The organism is Streptosporangium sp. NPDC050284 (genome assembly GCF_044459525.1).
In the GTDB taxonomy this organism is placed as follows: domain Bacteria; phylum Actinomycetota; class Actinomycetes; order Streptosporangiales; family Streptosporangiaceae; genus Streptosporangium.
Genome location: NZ_JBITIZ010000002.1, coordinates 651,330 through 671,818 on the forward strand (window position 1 = coordinate 651,330; position 20,489 = coordinate 671,818).

Genomic DNA, 20,489 nt, shown 5'->3' on the forward strand with positions numbered 1-20,489 from the left:
GACCGCCGCCCCCTTTTTCCCGTTAACCCTACAAATTAAGGGTGAATTCATACACAAAACTATTTCCATCTGCGGCTAAAGGCGGAACTCCCCGGCGAGCAGAGGTATCCGGCAGGGGCACAACCCTGTTGCGACACCTTTGGCCGTCAAAGCGATGCCGGTCACGAAAACGGGGAGAAAGTATGAGTCACGCGGTGAAGATGAGCCCTCAGATGCAGAAGTGCATCGATGCCTGCATGGAGAGCCACAGCCGTTGCGAGCAGACCATGTCCTACTGCCTGAGGCAGGGGGGTCAGCATGCCGACACGGCGATGATGGCACCGCTCATGGACTGCTCCGACATAACCCGTATGTGCGCGGACATGATGATGCGCCAGTCGCCGATGGCGATGGAGATGGCCGCGATGTGCGCGAAGGTCGCGAGCAAGTGCGCCGAGGCGTGCATGTCCATGGGCAGCGACACGATGATGAAGGAGTGCGCCAACGCCTGCCGCGCATGCGCCGAGGCGTGCCAGGCGATGGCCGGCGCACGGGCCTGACCGTCCACCCGCCCCCGCCCGGCCCTTACCGGGCCGTCCACATCGACATCCGCATCACCCGCACGGCCGGCGTCCATACCGGCATCCACGCCTAAGGTATGACGCCGGCGGAACGCGGGACGACGTGAGGGGACGCGGGACCGAAGGGGGCGCCGCCGATCGAATCGGCGGCGCCCCCTTCCGGGGTGAATACTCCGCTTTCAATCGGAAGATGTGCCTCGAATCCCGCTAGTGTGCTTGGCGTCTGATTTCCCTGCTGCCGAAGGCGGATGCAATCGTGGCGGACGACTACGCGACAACTTTCAAGATCGTTGATGTTGACGGTGACGGCCTCATCTCGATCCCCGAACTGACGAGACTCATGGAGGTGCTCGGCCAGCCGATCACCCCGGAGGCGGCCGCGGCGGCCGTCGCCAGGATCGACCAGGACGGTGACGGCCTCATCTCCCTGGAGGAGTTCGCCGACTACCTCGCCCAGACCCGGCCGAGCTGACCTTCCAGTCCTGATCCGGACACCTCAGGCCGAACCGACCTGAACGCCCGGGCCCGCCCGCGACATCTCAGATCGAGTCGGTCGGCCCACGGACCCGATCCGAACACCTCAGGCCGAACCGACCTGAGCACTCGGACCCGATCCGAACACCTCAGGCCGAGTCGGCCCCGGCACCCCGGAGCCGATCCGGACACCGGGCCCCGGACCGGTCGGCGAACCGGATCCGATCGGGACAGCCCACCCCACCCCACCCCACCCGGGCAGGGGCACCCCGATCGGATCCGGTCCCGCCGTTCCACCCCACCCTCCCGTCTCGCCCCGCCTCTCTCACCCTCGCCCCCCCACCGGCCTTCCCCCCGCCCTCGCCGCCGTTCCCGTCGCCGACCTGGTGGCATGTTGACGCGCCATTGACCGGGCAATAACTTTGGGTAGTCATATGAGCGCAAGGCGTAGCGAAGGCTCGGATTGACGTGTGAACACCGATGTTCCCGAGCGGTTTTCGCACGCCCGTCCCTTTCCAGAAGGTGATCTCGCGTCTCACGCGTGAGGTCGTCCGGTCGCCACGATCCGCGCTTCCGCTCGCTTCCCGTCACATCCCGACCGGAAGGCGATCCGGCGGCTCTCGCCTGACCGCCTCAAGAGCCGGCCCTCCCGGGAAGCCTCACAGAGGAAGAAGGCAGAAACAGTAGATGAGGAGCGCATCCAGCGGCAGCGCCGGGAGTGCGCCGCATGACTCGCGTGGGGCCAGGCATCCGGTGACCATCATGGCCGAGCAGATAACCGATCTCTTCCTCGACCTCGGTTACCACGTCACCGAGGGGCCCGAGGTCGAGGCCGAGTGGTTCGCCTTCGACGCCCTCAACATGGACGACGGCCACCCCGCCCGCGCCCCAGAACGCGCCTTCCACATCGAGAACCCCGCGGGCTCCGGCCGGAGGTCGGGCCTCCTGCTGCGTACGCACACCTCACCGGTGCAGGTGAGGGCGATGCTCGGCACGCCCCCGCCCCTCCGCGTGATCTGCACGGGCCGCGTCTTCCGTCCCGAGGCGGCCGACGTCACCCACAGCCCGGTGTTCAACCAGGTCGAGGGCCTCGCCGTCGACGTGGGCCTCACCATGGTCGACCTGAAGAAGACCCTCGACCACTTCGCCGTCTCCATGTTCGGCAGGGGCACGGCGACCCGGCTCCGCGCCCGCCGGTTCGCCTACGCCGACCCGTCGGCCGAGGTGGACGTGGAGTGCGCGGTCTGCCGTGACCTCCCGAAGGAGGACCCGGCGAGGGCTCTCCGGGAAGGCACCCCTTCGGATCCGTGCGGGACGTGCGGTGGAGAGGGATGGATCGGGTGGGGCGGGTGCGGCATGGTCCATCCCCGGGTGCTGGCCGCCTGCGGTGTCGATCCGCACAGATACGGCGCCTTCGCCTTCGGCATGGGCATCGAGCGCACGTTGATGCTCCGGCACGGGCTGAAGGACATGCGCGACGTCGTCGACGGCGACGTCCGCTTTCCCCTTCAGATGGACGGGTTCGCCCCCGGCAGGTCGCGGCCCATGCTCCTTCCCCTGGACAGGGTCACGAACACGGCGATGACGCGGGCCGTGCCCGCCGCGCGGGCCGTGCCCGACATGGAGATCATCCCGCTGGCGCGCGGCGGCCACCGCGCCGGGAGCACCCGAAGACGGGAGGCCGGTGGAGGGCTGCCCCCGTCACAGGACCTGCGGCGGCGGATCGGGCACGCGCTGGCGAGAGCGGGATACGTCGAGACACCCGGTTTCCCCTTCGTCTGCGACGCCGCCTGGGACGCCTTCGGCCTGGCACCCGACGATCCGCGCCGCGCCACGCTCACGCTCACGAACCCGATCAGCCCGCGCGAGCCGTCGCTGCGCACCACGCTTCTCCCCGGGCTGCTCACGACGCTCGGCCTGAACCTCAAACGGGGAAACCTCGTCCCCGCGCTCTTCGAGCAGGGGGTGGTCTTCGCACCCCTCACGAGCGACGCCCCTCCGCCCCGCCCCAGCGCGGATCGCCGCCCCACCGGCGCCCAGCTCGACGCGCTGGAGGCCGCGATCCCCGCCCAGCCCAGGCACCTCGCCGCCGCCCTCACCGGCGAGTCGTCGTGGGCCCGCGCGGTCGACGCCGCGCGTACGGCGGCGCACGTCATGGGGGCCGGGCTGGTCACGCGGCCCACCGAGTACGTGCCCTGGCTGCCGGGACGCTGCCTGGAGCTCCTCGTCGGCGAGGCCGTGCTGGGCCATGCGGGCCAGCTGCGCCCCGATACGGTTCAGGCGCTGGGCCTGCCCCCCGGGACGAGCGCGATGGAGATCGACCTCACCGCCATGGAGCATCTCGCCGATCTCGGGGGAACGTGACGCCGGAAAGGGCCGCGACGCGTCAGGCGGTCTTGAGATAGATCTGGCCGAAGACCTCGGAGAGCTTCTTGAGGTCGGCGGTCATGTCCGTCTCGGGGTTGGCCGGGTTGTAGACGGCGGCGAGGCGGCGCTGGATCGGGGCGAGCTTCTTCAGCTGGTCCCAGGCGGTCAGCCTCTTCACTGCGCCCTGGGCGTCCTGGACACTCGTCCACACGTTCACCTGCTGGGCGGCGTTGTCCTTGACGGGCACCGAGAGCCGGGAGACGACCTTCTCCGCGGTCACCTCGCCGACGATCCCGGTCTCCTCGGCGGCGACCTGGGCGAGGACGTCCCACGACCGGGCGCGGACCTGGATCCACTGGTTGAGGTGGGCCTGCTCGGCGTTGATCTTCCAGGTGTCGTAGCCGCCGTACAGCAGGCCGGTGTCCAGGGAGATCTGGTCGACGCGGCCCGCGATCAGGGGAGACTCGATCTTCTCGGGGGCGAGCAGCGGGTACCGCTTGCGCATCTCGGCCTTGCAGGTGTCGTTCGCGCCGCAGGCGAGCTCGGGTACCACCGTGTGGATGCCCAGCCGCTTGCCGGGCGCGGCCTGGCGGAGGGCGTCGGAGGCCGCGGTGACGAACGCGGCGACCTCCTCGTTCGTCGTGAACGTGGTGTTGTAGCCCAGCTGGGAGGTGAACCGGATGCCCGCGACCTCGGGACGCGCGGCCAGCGCGCCGATGCGCTTGACGGCGGCGGTGAAGGTCTCGGTGCCGGCCTTCCAGTCGTCGGCCAGCTCGGTGTCGATCCAGACCCTCAGCTGCAGGGCCTTCGCCGCGGTGATCGCCTGGCCGGCCGGGGTGAGTGCCGCGGCCGCGATCGCGGGATCCTGGACGTTCTTCGCGGTGGAGGTACCGGTCTGCTCGGCTCTGGAGGGCGTGCCGTCGCCGCCCTCACCGTGCCCGTCGACCGAGCACGGCTGGCCTTCCTCGCACTCGGGCACGCCGCCCTCTCCGGCCCCCTCGGGGAAGGGGGAGTTCTCGTCGCCCTCGGAACCACCACCGGGCGGCTCCGGGCAGACCGAGCCGGCGGCCGAGCAGTCGATGAACTTGCCGTCGCTCGGGGTCGCCTCCTTGAGGTTGGCGTTGTCGTCGGCCCCCCAGAACAGCGCGACCCCGAGGGCCTCGTCGGGCTTGGCCAGCCAGTGGCAGACGACGTAGGCCGGGGTGTCGGGTCCCATCGTGTCGTTACAGCTGCGGGGATCGTCCTGCGAGTACGCGGCCGCGGGGGTCATGACACCGACGAGCGCGAGCGTGGCACCCATGGCGAGGGCCCGGCGCAGTGTAAGTCGCATGGTCTGAACTCCCCGGCAAACTGGACAAAACGATCGACCCGCACTTTACCCAGATCACGGTGGACCCGACAGCCCCGGTCAGGGAATCATCAGCATTCCGATATATCCCGTCGAACCCATACCAGCCATCACACCGGGCACCCCCGTCACACCTGCGTGGACCGTCCCCGCGAGAGGACCTGGGCATTACGGCTAGCGGGAATGCCCGGAGCCCGGTGGCATGGGGTGCCGAACGGAGGCTGCCAGCGCAGACGACGGGCAACGGGCCGGGTAATGATGATGACGTGGGTAACTGTCCAGAGCTGGAGGACTCCCCCGGCCGTCAAGCCGTGGGTGAGAGGCTCCACCGCCGTCGACGAAAGAGCACTCCTCGACGCATACCGAAACGGACTCTCATGTCGCCGCGTGCCAAGAATCCGAGCAACGGATTCCACGGCCTTCCAGGGGCAGACGAGATCATGTATCTCGCGCTGGCGACCGGCAATCTGTTGAACCGGCTGGAAAGCGCCAGAAGCAGAATCGATCATTCACTGACCCAGCAGCGCCGCTTCGTGTCCGACGCCTCGCACGAGCTTTTCACGCCGATCGCCGGGCTTCGGACACTCCTGGAAGAAGCACGGCTACACCCCGACGAGACGGAGCTGGACGAGCTTCTGGACGACGCGCTGGAGGGCGTCGGCCGACTCCAGACGATCGTCACCGACCTGCTGGTGCTGGCCAAGGTGGGGGCGAACACGCCTGACTCGTTCGTCAACGTGGATCTGGGGGAAATGGTCCGCGCCGCGGTCTCCCGGCACGGGAAGGGCGTCCCCATAAGACTGCGGGTCGTCCCCGGTGTGCGGGCGAACGTCGTCGACGTGGAGATCACCCGCCTCCTCGCCAATCTCCTGGACAACGCCCAGCGCCACGCCAGGCACGCGGTGCTGGTCGAGGTGCGCAGGAACGGCCAGTACGGCGAACTCGCCGTCGCCGACGACGGCGAGGGCATCGCCGCCGCCGACCGTGAAAGGATCTTCGAGCGGTTCACCCGCCTGGACACGGCACGCTGCCGCACCCAGGGAGGCACCGGGCTCGGCCTCACGATCGCCCGTGACATCGCCACAGCCCATCGGGGAACCATCGACGTGGAGGACTCCGCCATGGGCGGCGCGCGTTTCGTCCTCCGCCTTCCGCTCGCCGATCACCAGGTGTCCGCACACCTCTGATGCCGGGCCCGATCTCCCTTCGCCCGTCACCGGCGAGCCGTGATCGCCCTTCGGCACCGTCACGAAGGCGTCGTCACCACCGGCACCGTCACCACCGGCACCGTCACCGAGAGCGCTGTCCCTTCCCCGTCCTTGCTCACGACCTTCAGTTTGCCGCCGAGCGTCTCGACACGGTCCTTGAGCCCGATGAGCCCCGACCCCTTGCCGTAGTCGGCTCCCCCGCTTCCGTTGTCGCGGACCGAGAGCCGGATGCCCGATCCGTTCATGCCCAGGGTGACGCACACCACGGAGGCGTGCGCGTGCTTCACCACGTTGGTGAGCGCCTCCGCCGCCGTGTAGTAGACGGCCGCTTCGACGCGCTCCGGCAGGCGCGGGACGGAGTCGAGTTCGAGATCGACGGGAACGGCGGAGCGGCGCGCGAGCGTCTTCAGCGCGGGCACGAGCCCGCCCTTCGAGAGAATCGCCGGGTGGATACCGCGTGAGAGCTCCTGCAGATCGTTCACGACCCCGGTCAGCCCGTGGACCGTGTGGGAGATCTGCTTCCTCAGCTCCGTCATCGACGGGGGAACGCATGACTCCATGGCGCGCAGTTCGAGCCCGAGCGAGACCAGGCGCTGCTGGGCTCCGTCGTGCAGGTCGCGCTCGATGCGGCGGCGGGTCGCGTCGGAGGCGGCGACGATCCGGGCGCGGGAGGCGGCGAGATCGGCGCGGGCCTGGGCTTTCATGATGGCCGTACCGACCAGCTCGGCGAAGTCCAGCAGGCGTTCCTCCATCTCCTCGAACTTCGTTTGCGAGGTGCTGGAGAAGATGAGCAGCCCGCCCCACAGGCTCCCGTCGACGATCACGGGAGCGCCCATCCCCGCGACGATCCCTCCCGCCTTCGACCACCTCGCGATCGCCCCGGCGCCTTTCACGTAATCGGTCCTTCGTGCCGGACGCCTCGTCTTCATCATGATGGCCGCGAGGCTCACCTCGTCGAGTGGCCACTCCGAGCCGATCGGCAGCGTCTTCTCCAAGCAGTCCTGCCGGCTCCACGAGCCCACCACCGTCACGTGGTCGGGGTCGTAGCGAGTGATCGCCGCGTGCTCCGCCTCCATGAGGGCCCCGACCTCGAAGGCGACCGCGCTGAACAGCTCCGACGAGGAGATGCCCTGCGCCGCGAGTGTCGCGACGCGCCGCAGCGCCATCTGCTCCTCCGCGATCCGGCGGAGCTTGTCACGGTTCGCCGCCAGGGCGATCCCGGTGTTCTCGCGATCACGGGCCGCCAGCAGCAGCGCCTCCAGGGAGGGCACCATCCGCTCACGCAGGCGCCATCGTATGGCCTCGGGAAGGCGGGCGGGCAGGAGCAGTGTGCCGGTCCTGACGTCGTTCTCCGTGAGCGGTATCGCCTCTCCTCCCTCATCCGCGGGCACCTCCCCGAGCCGGATCTCCGCGTTCGGCGCCTCCATCGTCTCCGCCAGCAGACGCGAGGCCGGTGGCAGCGCCGCCCGCAGATTCTCCGCGCGCAACAGGATGTGGGCCAGTCGTGTGGAAAGGTCCGCCTCGCGACGACGCTGCTCCGCCCGGATGCCCAGTGAGCGCGCCAGTACAGCGATCGCGCTGGTCGTCAGCGCGACGACGATGAAAATCGGGAGCGGGGCCCAGAGCCAGCGTGTCTCAAGCAAGAGGGTCCCCGGGGGCGGAAGGTTGAAGTAGTCGAAGGCGGCGGCGCTGGCGACCACGCTCACCAGCCCCAGCCCCAGCCCCCACTCCAGCGAGATCAGCAGAATGCCGAGAAGATAGACCCCTCCCAGGGAAATGCCCGGAGCCATGCTCTCCAGGAGAAGAGACAGCAGAACTCCCGCCGCGACACTCAGGACGACACAGATGATCCCCAACGAGAGGGGTGGACGCTTTGTGCGCAGCAACAACGACAGCAGCCGTTCCGGCATAGAGACTAAGATACTCGCATGTCAGAGAGGGGTTGACGGCTCCTGTCCGGCCGAATTCCGGTCTGGCGGCGCATAGACGGCCACCCGGAGCGACAAAGGAATAAATCCTTTGATCCAGCATGACCGTTTCTGTAACAAGAATGCGGCGAAAACCAGTGGGAAAGGAGGCGAGAACGGTGAGCGAGGACCGCATAAGAATAGCGCTGGCGGACGACGACGTGCTTTTCCGCGAGGGGATGGCGAGCCTCATGTCGCGGTCGGGCCTGGAGGTCGTCGGCCAGGCCGGGGACGCGGAGGGGGTTCTCGCCCTCGTCCGGCTGCACCGGCCCGATCTCGTCATTCTCGACATCCGAATGCCCCCGACCCACACCAACGAGGGCCTTGACGCGGCGCGGGTGATCCGCGAGGAGTTTCCCGAGACGGGGATCCTCCTGCTGTCGGCGCACATCGAGGTGGAGGAGGCGATGGAGCTTCTCGCGGCGGGGCATCGGGTCGGCTACCTGCTCAAGAGCCGGGTCACCGGCGTGGAGGACTTCGTGGAGACGCTTGAGCGCATCGCCCAGGGCGGCTCGGTCGTCGATCCGAGCCTCGTGAAGGAGCTCATCAGGTCCCATCGCCGGGACGACCCGCTGGGACTTCTCACGACGCGTGAGATGGAGGTCCTGTCCCTGATGGCCGAGGGGCGCTCCAATTCCGGCATCGCGCACAAACTCTGGATCACCGAGGGGACGGTCGAGAAGCACGTGCACAGCATCCTGTCCAGGATGCAGATCCCGGGGACGGAGGACGACCACCGCCGCGTTCTCGCCGTGCTGACCTTCCTCGACTCCCGCTGAGAGACGATCACGAGGACGTCGGCCACGAAAGCACGATGTCACCGGTGAAAATCCCCCTCCTTACCCGGCCTCCTGGAGGATCTCACGGATCGCCGCCCCGGAAAGGGCGGATTTCGAGAGGAACGCGACAGCGGGACTGCTCGCGATCATCTCCTCGAGGTCCCCTTCCTCGTATGTCGAGATCAGGATGACGTGTGGAGGGCGGCGACGACCGTCCACGAGTAGCTGGGCCACCTCGAAGCCGTTCTCCTCACCGAGATCGATGTCGACGAGCGCGACATCCGGCAGGGCGTCGTCGACCTGCCGGAGGGCCTCGTCGCTCGCTGCGGCCATGCCGACCACGGCGATCCCCTCCCCCTCGAGCAGCGCGCGGGCGGCGCAGCGGAAGTGATCGTTGTCGTCGACGATGAGACAGCGTATGGCCACGCCTCAAGGATTTCAGGGAGGCGGCTTCCTGACATTGCAGCTAGCGGGAAAATCGGATGCGGGAGTGCTTCTACGGTTCACCGGCTCCTGCCCCCTACCGGGACGTTCGGCTCCGCAAGACCCCACCTCCTGCCGGGACGCCCCCGCAAGGCCCCACCTTCTGCAGGGACGTCCGCCCTCGCAGGAGCCTCCGGCCCGCACCCGAGCGGGGTTCCCGGCAGGAGGGCATCCCGGATACCGGGCGATAATCGGGACATGCTTCCAGCCCAGCGGGCCTCCTAGATGCCGGCCGAATCCTCGCAGACCCTGGAGCGCGGCCTGCGCCTGCTGCGCCTGCTCGCCGACGGGCGGCGGGGTCACACCCCCACGGAGCTGGCGGCGGAGCTGGAGCTGAGCCGCCCGGCGGTGTACCGGCTGCTCACCAGCCTCCAGAACGAGGGCTTCGTCCGCAGGGACGGTGGCGGGCGGGTCCACCTGGGCTTCGGGGTCCTCGTCCTGGCCCGTGCGGTGCAGCCGCTGCTGCGGGAGGGCGCCCTCCCCGCCCTGCGCGGGCTGGCCGAGGAGGTGGGGGCGACCGCGCACCTCACGGTGGCCGAGGGCGACGACGGCCTCGCCGTGGCGGTGGTCGAACCCTCCTGGACGAACATGCACGTCGCCTACCGCGAGGGCTCCCGCCACCCGCTGAGCCGGGGTGCGGCGGGACTGGCCATCCTCGCCCTGCGCGAGGGCCGCACCGGCTATCTGCTCTCCGAGGGTCAGCTCCAGGAGGGGGCGAGAGGCATCGCCGCCCCGGTGGCCGGTCTCCCCTGGCTGGAGGCGTCGGTGGGCGTGGTCGCCTTCACCCGGCTCGACCCGGACACCGTGGGGCCCCGGGTCGTCGCCGCCGCCGAGGAGCTGTCCGCCTCGCTGACCTGAGGTTTCCTCACCATCGGCCAGCTAAATAATCAAATAAATAGACAAATGCGGACAAGAGCGGCACGGAACCGGCAAGATGGCAAAATAGGATCTTCCTTCCCCTGCATCAGAGAAAGAGCAGGTCGTGTCCGACGAGACCTCCCCGCACAATGCCTCCACGATCAACTCCAGCGTGGCCCACTCCGCCCGCATCTGGAACTACTGGCTCGGCGGCAAGGACAACTACGCCATCGACCGCGAAATCGGCGACCAGTTCGTCGGGATTTTTCCTGACATCGTCGATATTGCTCGCTCGTCCAGGGCATTCCTCTCCCGCGCCGTCGAGTACATGGCCGGCGAGGGCGGGATCCGTCAGTTTCTCGACATCGGCACCGGGTTGCCCACCGCCGACAACACCCACCAGGTCGCCCAGCGGGTCGCCCCGGACGCGCGCATCGTCTACGTCGACAACGACCCCATGGTGCTCACGCACGCCCGCGCCCTGCTGACGGGCACCTCCGAGGGCGCGACCGAGTACATCGACTCCGACCTGCGCGACCCCGACAGGATCCTGGAGGCCGCCGGGAACACCCTGGACTTCGACAGGCCCGTCGGGCTGATGCTGATGAACATCCTGGGTCACATCACCGACATCGAAGAGGGACGGACGATCACACGCCGCCTGCTCGCCGCCCTGCCCTCCGGCAGCTACCTGGCGGTCGCCGACGGCACCAACGTGATCCGAGGTGTGGAGTTCGAGAAGGCCATCGCCATCTGGAACGAGGCCGGCTCGGTCCCGTACACCCTCCGCAGCCCCGAGCAGATCGAGAGCTACTTCGAAGGGCTGGAACCGGTAGAACCCGGCGTGGTCTCGTGCCCGCTCTGGCGTCCGGGACCGTCGATCGTCGGCGGCCTCCGCGAGGTGGACGAGTTCTGCGCCGTGGGCCGCAAGCCCTGAGCAGGCCCTGCCCCTCAGGCCCGCCGGACCGCGTGCGACCGCGTGCGACCGCGCCACGACGGCCCTGAACCTCGGGATCACCGTGGCGCGGGCCCCCTACCGCGGACGACCTCCGGGCACCCGCGCCACAGGCGGCCCTGACACGGGGCACCCTCCACCCGGTTCCGCCGAGCCCACGGGTATGGTGAACGGCGGTGCGCCGGGAAGTCTGGTCGGCAGTGTCCGACCCGACCCCTGAAGCGGAGCTCACATGGGCAACACCTCTCCCGGCACACCTCGCCTGTTCAGCCGCGGCTCGTGGGACGAGGCCCGCCGCATCGCCGACATCCTGCGCGGGGAGACCGTCGGCGGAGCGCTGCTGCTGGTCGGCGCGGTGGCGGCGATGATCTGGGCGAACTCCCCCTGGTCGGGCGCCTACGAGGCGCTGCGCGCCATCAGGATCGGGCCCGCGGCCCTGCACCTGGATCTGACCCTCGCCACCTGGGCCGCCGACGGGCTGTTGGCGATCTTCTTCTTCGTGGCCGGGCTGGAGCTCAAACGTGAGTTCGTCGCCGGTGACCTGCGCCAGGTGCGGCGGGCGGCGGTGCCGGTCGCGGCGGCGTTCGGCGGTGTGATCGTCCCGGCCGGGCTGTATCTGCTCGTCACCCTCTCCAGCGACGCGGCCGACTACGCGGGCAAGGGCTGGGCGATCCCGACGGCCACCGACATCGCCTTCGCGCTGGCCGTGCTCGCGGTCGTCGGCCGGTTCCTGCCCACGGCGCTGCGCACCTTCCTGCTCACCCTGGCCGTGGTCGACGACCTGCTCGCCATCGCCATCATCGCGCTCTTCTACACCGCGCACCTGTCGTTGCTGCCCCTGCTGGGCATGCTGGTGCCGCTGGCGATCTTCGCCCTGCTGGTGCGGCGCCGGGTGCGTGCCTGGTGGCTGCTGCTACCGCTCGCCACCGCGACCTGGGCGCTGATGCACGCCTCGGGTGTGCACGCCACCGTCGCCGGGGTGCTGCTCGCCTTCACCGTGCCGGTCGTCCGCAGCGAGCGGGCCGGTGGCCCCAGCGCCGGCCCCGGCCTGGCCGAGCACTTCGAGCACCGCATGCGACCGATCTCGGCCGGGGTGGCCGTGCCGATTTTCGCGTTCATGTCGGCGGGGGTGGCCATCGGCGGCCTGAGCGGCCTCGCCTCCGCCCTCACCGACCCGATCGCGGTGGGCATCGTCATCGGGCTCGTGGTCGGCAAGCCCATCGGGATCATGGCCGCGACCTGGCTGGTGGCCCGCTTCACCCACGCCGACCTGGACGAGAGCCTGACCTGGGTGGACGTGGCCGGGCTCGCGATACTCGGCGGCATCGGCTTCACCGTCTCCCTCCTCATCGGGGAGCTGGCGTTCGGGGCCGGCAGCGAGAGCGACGCCCACGTCAAGGTGGCGGTCCTCACGGGCTCCCTCGTCGCGGCCCTGCTGGCGACACTCATCCTCCGCATGCGCAATCGCGTCTACCGGCGCATCCACGAGGCCGAGACCGTCGACCGTGACGGCGACGGCATCCCCGACGCCTACCAGCAGCGCCCCTGAGAGGACGCCTGCCGGCGACACCTCGGGCAGGCCGTACTCAAGATCGAACCGGCAAACGGCTTCGGGGCGCATCCGGTGGGGCCATCGGGGCGAAACCGAGATCGATCAGCGCGGCCGCGCCACGGGCGGCGTGGTCGCCGCCGACGAGCACCAGGGTCCGCGCCGACTGATAACGACAGCCGGCGGCGTCAAACGCGTCTGCCGTGGCGAGCAACCGCTCCCGGTCGTTGTCGAGCAGCGCTTGGGCCCGTTCCACAATGGCAGTGGCGACCGGGTTGCCGGCCACGACGGTCCGAGCCTCGGCCAGACGGTCGCAGGCATCGGAACTCCCGGCGAGTACGGCGGCTTCGGCACGCAGCGCCACATACCAGTGAAGCCAGATCCAGGTGACCCATTGCCATACCTCGCCGGGCTCAGGCCCCAGCCGCTCCAGCGCCTGCGGTGCCTGCCCACGGTGGAGCAGGAGCATCGCGTCGAAGACCGCCCCGTAGCCGTAGGTGTTCCCCGGTGAGGAATCGAGCTGATTCAGGACCGTGCTCCATTCGCGCCAGGCGTCCTGGTCGTCGCGTAGGCCGTGGATCATCGCCACCGCGGCCGCCGGCGGGCCGAGGACGGACCTGGCGGGGCTGCCGGCTTGCTGCCACGCGTCGAGGAACCGGACACTGCCCGTGAGTACCTCCTCGACGTTGCCCACCATCGCGTCGGCCACAAGGAGCCAGCTCGTGGCACGATGGCCGACTTCCGCCAGCAGCGGATGATCCGCGAGTCGCCGTGCCCACCGGCGGGCCCCCGGTAGGTCGCCGGTGCCGAGGCCGGCCTCGGTGACCTCACCAAGCGCCTCGATCAGCTCGTGGGTACCGGCCGGGGTATCCGGTGTGGACGAGAGCAGCATGATCCGGCGCCGGGCCGAGTCGGCGGCGGCGAACGGGTCGCCGGCCCAGCTCTGGGCGCAGGTGAGCGTATCGAGCGCGGCGGACTCGGCGAGCGGGTCACCCGTACGGCGAGCGAGTTCGACCGCTCGTTCGGCGCGTGCGATCGCCACGAGAATCGCGTTGTCGTTCATGCCCGGTGCGACACCGATCTCGGTGAGCGCCCGCCCGGCCTCGGCCAGCGCCACCGCGCCCTGGGCGGCCGGGTCGTCGCCGCCCAGCTCTCGCGCCTGGGCGATGAGCGTGATCGCCTCCTCCTGTGGCAGCTTCCGGACGAACTTTCCGGAGAACCGGTAGGCGTTGGCGGCGGCGGTCGCCAGGTCACGGGCGGCGCCGGCGGTGTCACCGGACCGGCCGGCGGCGTCCGCAGCCGCGCGGTGCAGGCGGTGCATGTCATCACCGTGCATCCGGCAGCCGGCCACGGCCGCGGCGTGCCTGAGCATCGACGCCCCGGCGGCGGGGTCGTCGGCGAGCGCGGCGGCCTGCTCATAGCGTCCCTGGGACTCGCCGATCAGGTGACGGACGAAGGTCAACTCCGCCATGAACCGAGCGAGGCGGTACGCGTCCGTGCGTTGTTCCGGCCGGTCGGCCGCCCACGCCAGGGCCGCGCGTAGATCGTCCACCACCGCGTCGAACCGAGCCCGCCAGTCGGCTCGCACCACCGCCAGCTCGGCGGCCTTGGTCAGGCACCAGCGAACGTGCCGGGATCGGGCGTCGACCAGCTCACCGGCCTCGGCCAGCCGCTCCACCCCGTACTGACGGATGGTCTCCAACGCCCGGTACTTGGTCCCGCTCGGGGACCCCGTCACCACCAGCAGGCTGTGTTCGGCCAGCCGGGCCAGTCCCTCGGCGACGATGCCTTCCTCGCATCCGGCTGCCTCCGCCGCCGCGGCGGCGGTGAACGGTGCCACGAACACCGACACCTGGCGCAGCAGCGCCCGGTCGGCCGGTTCCAGCAAAGCATGGCTCCAGTCCAGCGCCCCCCGCACCGAACGGTGCCGCTCATCGGCACGGGAGCCGCCGGTCAGCATCCGCAGCGGATGGGACAGGGCCGCGTTGATGCCGTCCAGCCCGAGCGTGGAACACCGGGCGGCGGCCAGTTCGATCGCCAGCGCCATCCCATCCAGCCGCTCACAGATCGAGGCGATCTGATCGCGCAGTGCGGGATCCGGCGACCGGCCCACCGCCGCCGCCCGCTCCCTGAACAGTGCGACCGCGTCGGACTCACCGTCGACGGACAGCGACAGCGGCGGGACCGGATACACCCGTTCGAACGGCACCATCAGCCGTGCCTGGCTGGTCGCCAGCACCGTCACCCGAGGGCACGTCGCCAGCAGCCGCTCGAGAAACAGCGTCACCCCGTCCACCACGTGCTCGCAGTTGTCCAGCACCAGCAGCGCATGGCGGTCGGCCAGCGCGGCGAGCACGGATTCGGTCATGTCGCGGCCGGGCTGCTCACCGAGGCCGAGCGCCCCGGCGACCGCCGTGGCGATCAGATCCGGATCGGTGACCGGAACCAGGTCGACGAACCACACCCCGTCGGCGTACTCGCCGGCTGCTTCCGCGGCCACCGCCAACGCCAGCCGCGTCTTGCCAACTCCGCCGGAACCGACCGCGGTCACCTGACGGTGTGCCTTGATCAGCTCGGCCAGCTCGGCCCGCTCGCTCACCCGGCCGACGAACGAGGTCAGCGGGGCCGGCAGAACCGGTGCAGGGTGAGAGGGGCCGACGCCGATCGGCTCGGACGCGCGGCGGGCGAGCGCCCGCCGATCCGGCACCTCCAGCTTGCGCAGCAGCGAGGAGACGTGACTCTCCACGGTACGCACCGAGATGTGCAGCCGTGCCCCGATCTCGGCGTTGCTGAGATGGGCCCCGACCAGTTCCAACACTTCGGCTTCCCGGGGCGATATGTCCGTTGCCGCAATCACTGTCACATATTGCCGCATCCCCTCCGTGCTCTCATCCGTAGTGGCCACTGGGCGCGATCCGTGCCGTCGGTCCGTGGACGGTTCCGTGGTCGCCACGGATGCCGGCCCGGCAGGCCGGAAGCAAAGCTGTGAACACGCGAACAGCGGGTCGATGAGGCCCACAACCACAGGAGTGACCATGACCGGCTCTTTCGCCCGGGGAATCAAGACCGTGCTGCACCCGGTGTCCGACCTGGCCAAGGCCAAGGCGGTGTATGCGGCCCTGCTCGGTGTCCCGCCTCAGGTTGACTCGTCCTACTACGTCGGCTTCGAGGTTGAGGGCCAGCACATCGGGCTGGTGCCGGGCGGTGGACCGCAGGGCATGACCTCGCCGGTGGCCTACTGGCACGTGCCGGACATCGAAGCGAAGCTGGCCGAGGTGATCGCCGCGGGGGCCACCGTCCAGGAGGCCGCGCACGAGGTCGGCGGCGGACGCCTGGTGGCCACCGTCATCGACCCCGACGGCAATGTCCTGGGGCTTCTGCAGGACCGTTGATCGCCGCCCACCCCTGACGCGTCCGCCGCTCGGCGGCGCCGACGGGTTCGTGTGGGAGATCGCATCCGTCTGAGGCAGGCGGCGAGACGACCTCGACGGCGTCATCACGACAAAGGACCACAAGGTCCCTTCTCAAGATCCCGAAAATCAAGATCCTCAAGGAGAAGATCCGCCATGAGCAGCACCGAAAGCAGCACGTACGAGGGATTCACGGCCGAGGAGCGGGCCGCGATGAAGGACCATGCCCAAGAGCGGAAGAACGCGGCGCGCCGCAGCTCACGCGCGGACAAGGCGGCGCAGGACCAGCGGGACGTGCTCGCGAAGATCGCCGAAATGCAGGAATCGGACCGGATCCTGGCCCAGCGCGTTCATGCCGTCATCACCGCCGACGCCCCGGCCCTCGCGCCGAAGCTCTGGTACGGGATGCCCGCCTACGCGCTGAACGGCAAAATCGTGTGCCACTTCCAGAGCGCGGCCAAGTTCAGGACACGCTACGCGACGCTCGGGTTCAGCGACCAGGCGAACCTGGACGACGGCACGATGTGGGCTGCCGGTTTCGCCCTGACCGAGGTGACGGCCGAGGTGGAGGCGTGGATCAGCGCGCTGGTGAAGCAGGCGGTGAGCTGAGGCGCGCCCGGGAATGTGCGCACCGAATTACGCCAAGTCGGGTCATACGTCACTTCGCTCGAATGGCGTCGCCTCGCGTACGTCACCGGGGCGGCGCCGACGGAGGTGAGATCCCCTCCACGGGACGAACACCCTCGGACGATGTTTGACATCTACCATCCCCCTGACAGATGGTTGTTCGTATAAAGGACGTATGCGTCCTATAAACGGACAGAGCTGGGAGAAGTGGATGCCGTACTACCGGGTCGTAGGGGAGATCCCCCGCAAGCGGCACGTGCAGTTCCGGCGGCCCGACGGCGGGCTGTACGCCGAGGAGCTGATGGGCGAGGAGGGGTTCTCCAGCGACTCGTCGCTGCTCTACCACCGCCACCTCCCCACGGCGATCGTCAAGGCCGAGGCCGTCGAGCCCGACGAGTCGAGAAACCTCACCCCCAACGTGCCGCTCTCCCCCCGCCACCTGCGTACCCAGGACCTCAAGCCCCAGGGCGACCTCGTCTCCGGGCGCGGGTTGATCGCCGGGAACGCCGACGTCCGCATGTCGTACGCCGCGAGCGAGGAACCCAGCGGGCTCTACCGCAACTCCATGGGCGACGAGTGCGTCTACATCGCGAGCGGGCAGGTCAGGTTCGAGTCGACGTACGGGGCGATCGAGGCCGGGGAGGGTGACTACGTCGTCGTCCCCACCGGGACGATCCACCGGTGGGTGCCGAGGGGTCGCGTCACGGCGTTCACCATCGAGGCGGCCGGCCACATCCGGCCGCCCAAGCGCTACCTGTCCAAATACGGCCAGTTTCTGGAGCACGCCCCCTACTCCGAGCGCGACCTGCGCACCCCGCAGGAGCCCCTGATCGCCGAGGGTGAGGAGGTGCCGGTGCTCGTCCGCACGCGCGGCGGGCTCACCCGGCTGGTCTACCGCGACCACCCGTTCGACGTGGTCGGCTGGGACGGCTGCCTCTACCCGTACGCGTTCAACATCAACGACTTCGAGCCGATCGTGAAGCGCACCCACGCCCCGCCGCCGGTGCACCAGACCTTCGAGGGTCCCAACTTCGTGATCTGCTCGTTCTGCCCACGGCCGCTCGACTTCCACCCCGACGCGATCCCGATCCCGTACAACCACCACAACGTCGACTCCGACGAGCTGATGTTCTACGCGGGCGGCGACTACACGGCGCGCAGGGGATCGGGCATCGACGTCGGCTCGGTCTCCCTGCACCCGGCGGGGTTCACGCACGGCCCGCAGCCGGGCGCCGTCGAAGCCGTCATCGAGGCGGTCCGGCAGGGCCACACGCAGACGAGCGAACTGGCCGTGATGGTCGACACCTTCCGCCCCCTCGACCTTGGTCCCGCCGGGCTCTCCGTGGAGGACCCCGCCTACGCGTGGACGTGGGCCCGTTGACGAACGCGGCCCCGGACCCGCCTCCGGACGCGGCCCGAGGCCGGGACACGAACGCGGGCGCGCCCCCGGACGTGACCACGAACACGGATACGGTCTCCGGCCCGAGCGCGACCTCCGACCCGCCACGGGGTAGGGGCAGAACCATGAGCGTAGACGCGAGCACGGGTACGGGAACGGGCGCCGGCGTGGACGGCACGGGCGTGAGCGGTACGGGTGTAGACGGCACGGACGTGAGCGGCACAGATGTGGACGGCGCGGGTGTGAGCGGTGTGGGCATGGGAACGGCGGCGCTCTTCCGGGAGCTCGTCGACGACGCGGGGCTGTTCCCGCCGACCGGGCTGCCGATGGCGGAGGCACTGGAACGCCACAGGAACGACCTGGCGGGCAACGACCCGGTGCTCACCCACCGTTTCCTCTGCCCGACCGGACGCCTGGGGGAGCTCCGCGACCACCTCACCTTTCCCATCCGGCTCGGTCTGATCCTCGACACCCCCGACATACCTCCGTTGGAGGACGTCGCCGTCGAGCTGGTCGAGGTGCGGCAGGCGCCGGGCGAGACCCCCGGGGCGGTGTGGGAGCGACTGGCCGGACGGCTGCCCGGCGACGCCCGGCTGTTCGTCGAGGTGTCCGCCGGCGACCATGCCCTCCTGGCCTCCCTGACCTCCCTGCCGCGCGACGGCGAGGGCCCCGGTCTGAAGTTCCGCTGCGGCGGGCTGACCGCGGGCGCCTTTCCCAGCGCCGCGGACCTGGGCGCCCTCATCGCGCACTGCGCGAGGCACGGCGTGCCGTTCAAGGCGACCGCGGGGTTGCACAACGCGGTCCGCCACTTCGATCCCGCGCTCGGCGTCGACCGGCACGGATTCCTCAACCTGGTCCTCGCGGTCTGCGCGGCCGTGGAGGACCGCGACCCGGTGCCGGTGCTGAAGCTCACCGACGTCGGCGAGCTGGTACGGCTGGCACAGGCCGTGCCCGACGACACCTCGGCGCGCGCCAGGGAGCTGCTGGTGTCGTACGGGTCGTGCGACACGCACACCCCGATCGAGGACCTGGTCGCCCTGGGCCTGATCACCCGGCGCCCGCCCGCCCCCGCCGGCACGGCGCCCCACAACACCACCGCCGGCACCGGCACGGCCGTCCCCGGAACGGCCGTGCCCGATACAGCGAACACCGGCAGAGCGACCCACGATGGGACCGCCTCCGGCACAACAGAGGAGAGCGTGTGATGGCTTGGGGCCTGGAGAACCTGCCCTACGGAGTCTTCTCCCGTCACGAGGGAGAGACCCCTCGCGTCGGCGTCCGGTACGGAGACCACGTGGTCGACCTGGCCGGGGCCCTGCACGACGAGGTGTTCGCCACCGGATCGCTCAACGCCTTCATGTCCAGGGGCCCGGCCGCGTGGCGGGACACCCGGACCCTGATCCAGAACAAGCTGAGCACCGACCACGTGGTGGTGGAGCCGCACCTCATCCCCCTCGACCAGGTCACCCTGCACCTGCCGATCGAGGTGGCCGACTACGTCGACTTCTACTGCTCGCTGGAGCACGCCTCCAACCTGGGCCGGATGTTCCGCCCCGACGAGGAACCGCTCAAGCCGAACTGGCGTCACCTGCCGGTCGGCTACCACGGCAGAGCGGGGACGGTCGTGGTGTCCGGCACCCCGGTCACCCGGCCTTCCGGGCAGCGTGGCGCGGGGGTCTTCGGCCCCTCCGCCAAGCTGGACATCGAGGCGGAGCTGGGATTCGTCGTCGGCACGCCGACCGCCCTCGGCGAGCGGGCGGGGCGGTTCGAGGACCACGTGTTCGGCGTGACCCTGGTCAACGACTGGAGCGCCCGCGACATCCAGGCGTGGGAGTACGTCCCGCTGGGCCCGTTCCTCGGCAAGTCCTTCGCCACCTCGATGTCTCCGTGGATCACCCCGCTCGCGGCCCTGTCGGAGGCGCGTGTCGAGGGCAGGCTGCAGGATCCCGAGCCGCTCGACTACCTGCGCCGCGAGGAGCCGTGGGGACTCGACCTGCGGATGGAGGTCTCCGTGAACGGCGAGGTCGTCTCCCGGCCCCCGTACCGGGACATGTACTGGACGCCCGACCAGATGCTCGCCCACATGACCGTCAACGGCGCCGCCCTGCGCACCGGCGATCTCTACGCGAGCGGTACGGTCTCCGGCTCCGGACCGGGCGAGCGCGGCTCGCTGATCGAGCTGACCTGGAACGGGACCGAGCCGCTGAAGCTGCCCGACGGCCCCGACGGCTCCGCCAGGACCTTCCTGGAGGACGGGGACACCGTCACGATCACCGCGACCGCTCCGGGACCCGACGGAACCGTCATCGCTCTGGGTGAGGTTTCCGGAAGGATCGAGCCCGCGCGGTAACCCGGCGATTCGGGGGAAGGGATGAGCCGAGGCCCCCGCACTCGGCGCTCGAAATCGGCGACCGACGGGGAGAACCGGGTCTGTCAGCGACCCGGTGAAAAGCATACGGTGAGCAAAGGAACCTACCTGACGTCCGGAACGTTGTACAAGATAGG

17 protein-coding genes are annotated in these 20,489 nt (G+C 69.7%); 12 read left to right on the plus strand and 5 right to left on the minus strand.

Going from position 1 to position 20,489, the window contains the following annotated elements; translation table 11 throughout:
- Positions 1–292: 292 nt before the first annotated feature.
- The gene (locus ACIBH4_RS07335; protein ID WP_362520449.1) at positions 293–616 is read right to left on the minus strand and encodes a hypothetical protein; all 324 of its coding nucleotides are present in this window, start codon (positions 614–616) and stop codon (positions 293–295) included.
- 200 nt (positions 617–816) lie between these two features.
- Between ACIBH4_RS07335 and ACIBH4_RS07340 the strand changes: the two genes are divergently transcribed.
- The gene (locus tag ACIBH4_RS07340) at positions 817–1,032 is read left to right on the plus strand and encodes an EF-hand domain-containing protein (protein WP_350945705.1); all 216 of its coding nucleotides are present in this window, start codon (positions 817–819) and stop codon (positions 1,030–1,032) included.
- A gap of 689 nt (positions 1,033–1,721) precedes the next feature.
- The gene (locus ACIBH4_RS07345) at positions 1,722–3,398 is read left to right on the plus strand and encodes a hypothetical protein (RefSeq protein WP_362768620.1); all 1,677 of its coding nucleotides are present in this window, start codon (positions 1,722–1,724) and stop codon (positions 3,396–3,398) included.
- A 22-nt stretch (positions 3,399–3,420) separates the two neighbouring features.
- Here the strand turns inward: ACIBH4_RS07345 and ACIBH4_RS07350 are convergent, their stop codons facing one another.
- Positions 3,421–4,731, minus strand: coding sequence for a hypothetical protein (locus ACIBH4_RS07350; RefSeq protein ID WP_362768618.1), 1,311 nt, complete (start codon positions 4,729–4,731; stop codon positions 3,421–3,423).
- Between the two features lie 458 nt (positions 4,732–5,189).
- Between ACIBH4_RS07350 and ACIBH4_RS07355 the strand changes: the two genes are divergently transcribed.
- Entirely contained in the window at positions 5,190–5,936 is a 747-nt protein-coding gene (locus tag ACIBH4_RS07355) for a HAMP domain-containing sensor histidine kinase (RefSeq protein ID WP_362520459.1), read from the plus strand.
- A gap of 59 nt (positions 5,937–5,995) precedes the next feature.
- On the opposite strand, the gene ACIBH4_RS07360 is transcribed toward ACIBH4_RS07355, so the two are convergent.
- The gene (locus ACIBH4_RS07360) at positions 5,996–7,867 is read right to left on the minus strand and encodes a DUF4118 domain-containing protein (RefSeq protein ID WP_362520462.1); all 1,872 of its coding nucleotides are present in this window, start codon (positions 7,865–7,867) and stop codon (positions 5,996–5,998) included.
- Positions 7,868–8,043: 176 nt separating this feature from the next.
- On the opposite strand from ACIBH4_RS07360, the gene ACIBH4_RS07365 reads away from it, so the two are divergent.
- Entirely contained in the window at positions 8,044–8,703 is a 660-nt protein-coding gene (locus ACIBH4_RS07365) for a response regulator transcription factor (protein WP_362520466.1), read from the plus strand.
- A gap of 60 nt (positions 8,704–8,763) precedes the next feature.
- Here ACIBH4_RS07365 and ACIBH4_RS07370 read toward each other — a convergent pair whose 3' ends face one another.
- Positions 8,764–9,129 carry a response regulator gene (locus ACIBH4_RS07370; RefSeq protein ID WP_362520469.1) on the minus strand — a complete coding sequence of 122 codons (366 nt, stop codon included), beginning with the start codon at positions 9,127–9,129 and terminating at the stop codon, positions 8,764–8,766.
- 282 nt (positions 9,130–9,411) lie between these two features.
- On the opposite strand from ACIBH4_RS07370, the gene ACIBH4_RS07375 reads away from it, so the two are divergent.
- From ACIBH4_RS07375 to nhaA, 3 genes are all read left to right on the plus strand, one after another.
- Entirely contained in the window at positions 9,412–10,044 is a 633-nt protein-coding gene (locus ACIBH4_RS07375; RefSeq protein WP_362520472.1) for a helix-turn-helix domain-containing protein, read from the plus strand.
- Between the two features lie 124 nt (positions 10,045–10,168).
- Positions 10,169–10,981, plus strand: coding sequence for an SAM-dependent methyltransferase (locus tag ACIBH4_RS07380; protein ID WP_362520475.1), 813 nt, complete (start codon positions 10,169–10,171; stop codon positions 10,979–10,981).
- Positions 10,982–11,231: 250 nt separating this feature from the next.
- A complete protein-coding gene (gene nhaA / locus ACIBH4_RS07385; protein WP_362520478.1) occupies positions 11,232–12,548 on the plus strand; it encodes a Na+/H+ antiporter NhaA in 1,317 nt (438 codons plus the stop codon).
- Between the two features lie 37 nt (positions 12,549–12,585).
- On the opposite strand, the gene ACIBH4_RS07390 is transcribed toward nhaA, so the two are convergent.
- Positions 12,586–15,366 (minus strand): ATP-binding protein, encoded by a 2,781-nt coding sequence (locus ACIBH4_RS07390; RefSeq protein WP_399171626.1) that lies wholly within the window; start codon positions 15,364–15,366, stop codon positions 12,586–12,588.
- Between the two features lie 217 nt (positions 15,367–15,583).
- Between ACIBH4_RS07390 and ACIBH4_RS07395 the strand changes: the two genes are divergently transcribed.
- The 5 genes from ACIBH4_RS07395 (at position 15,584) to fahA (ending at position 20,334) form a co-directional block, all read left to right on the plus strand.
- Positions 15,584–15,940 carry a VOC family protein gene (locus tag ACIBH4_RS07395; RefSeq protein WP_362520484.1) on the plus strand — a complete coding sequence of 119 codons (357 nt, stop codon included), beginning with the start codon at positions 15,584–15,586 and terminating at the stop codon, positions 15,938–15,940.
- Between the two features lie 174 nt (positions 15,941–16,114).
- Positions 16,115–16,567 (plus strand): DUF1801 domain-containing protein, encoded by a 453-nt coding sequence (locus ACIBH4_RS07400; RefSeq protein ID WP_362768612.1) that lies wholly within the window; start codon positions 16,115–16,117, stop codon positions 16,565–16,567.
- 229 nt (positions 16,568–16,796) lie between these two features.
- Entirely contained in the window at positions 16,797–17,966 is a 1,170-nt protein-coding gene (locus ACIBH4_RS07405) for a homogentisate 1,2-dioxygenase domain-containing protein (protein WP_362520662.1), read from the plus strand.
- 143 nt (positions 17,967–18,109) lie between these two features.
- A complete protein-coding gene (locus ACIBH4_RS07410) occupies positions 18,110–19,189 on the plus strand; it encodes a hypothetical protein (protein WP_362520490.1) in 1,080 nt (359 codons plus the stop codon).
- The gene (gene fahA / locus ACIBH4_RS07415) at positions 19,189–20,334 is read left to right on the plus strand and encodes a fumarylacetoacetase (RefSeq protein WP_362520493.1); all 1,146 of its coding nucleotides are present in this window, start codon (positions 19,189–19,191) and stop codon (positions 20,332–20,334) included. The genes ACIBH4_RS07410 and fahA overlap by 1 nt, the downstream gene beginning before the upstream one ends.
- Positions 20,335–20,489 lie beyond the last annotated feature (155 nt).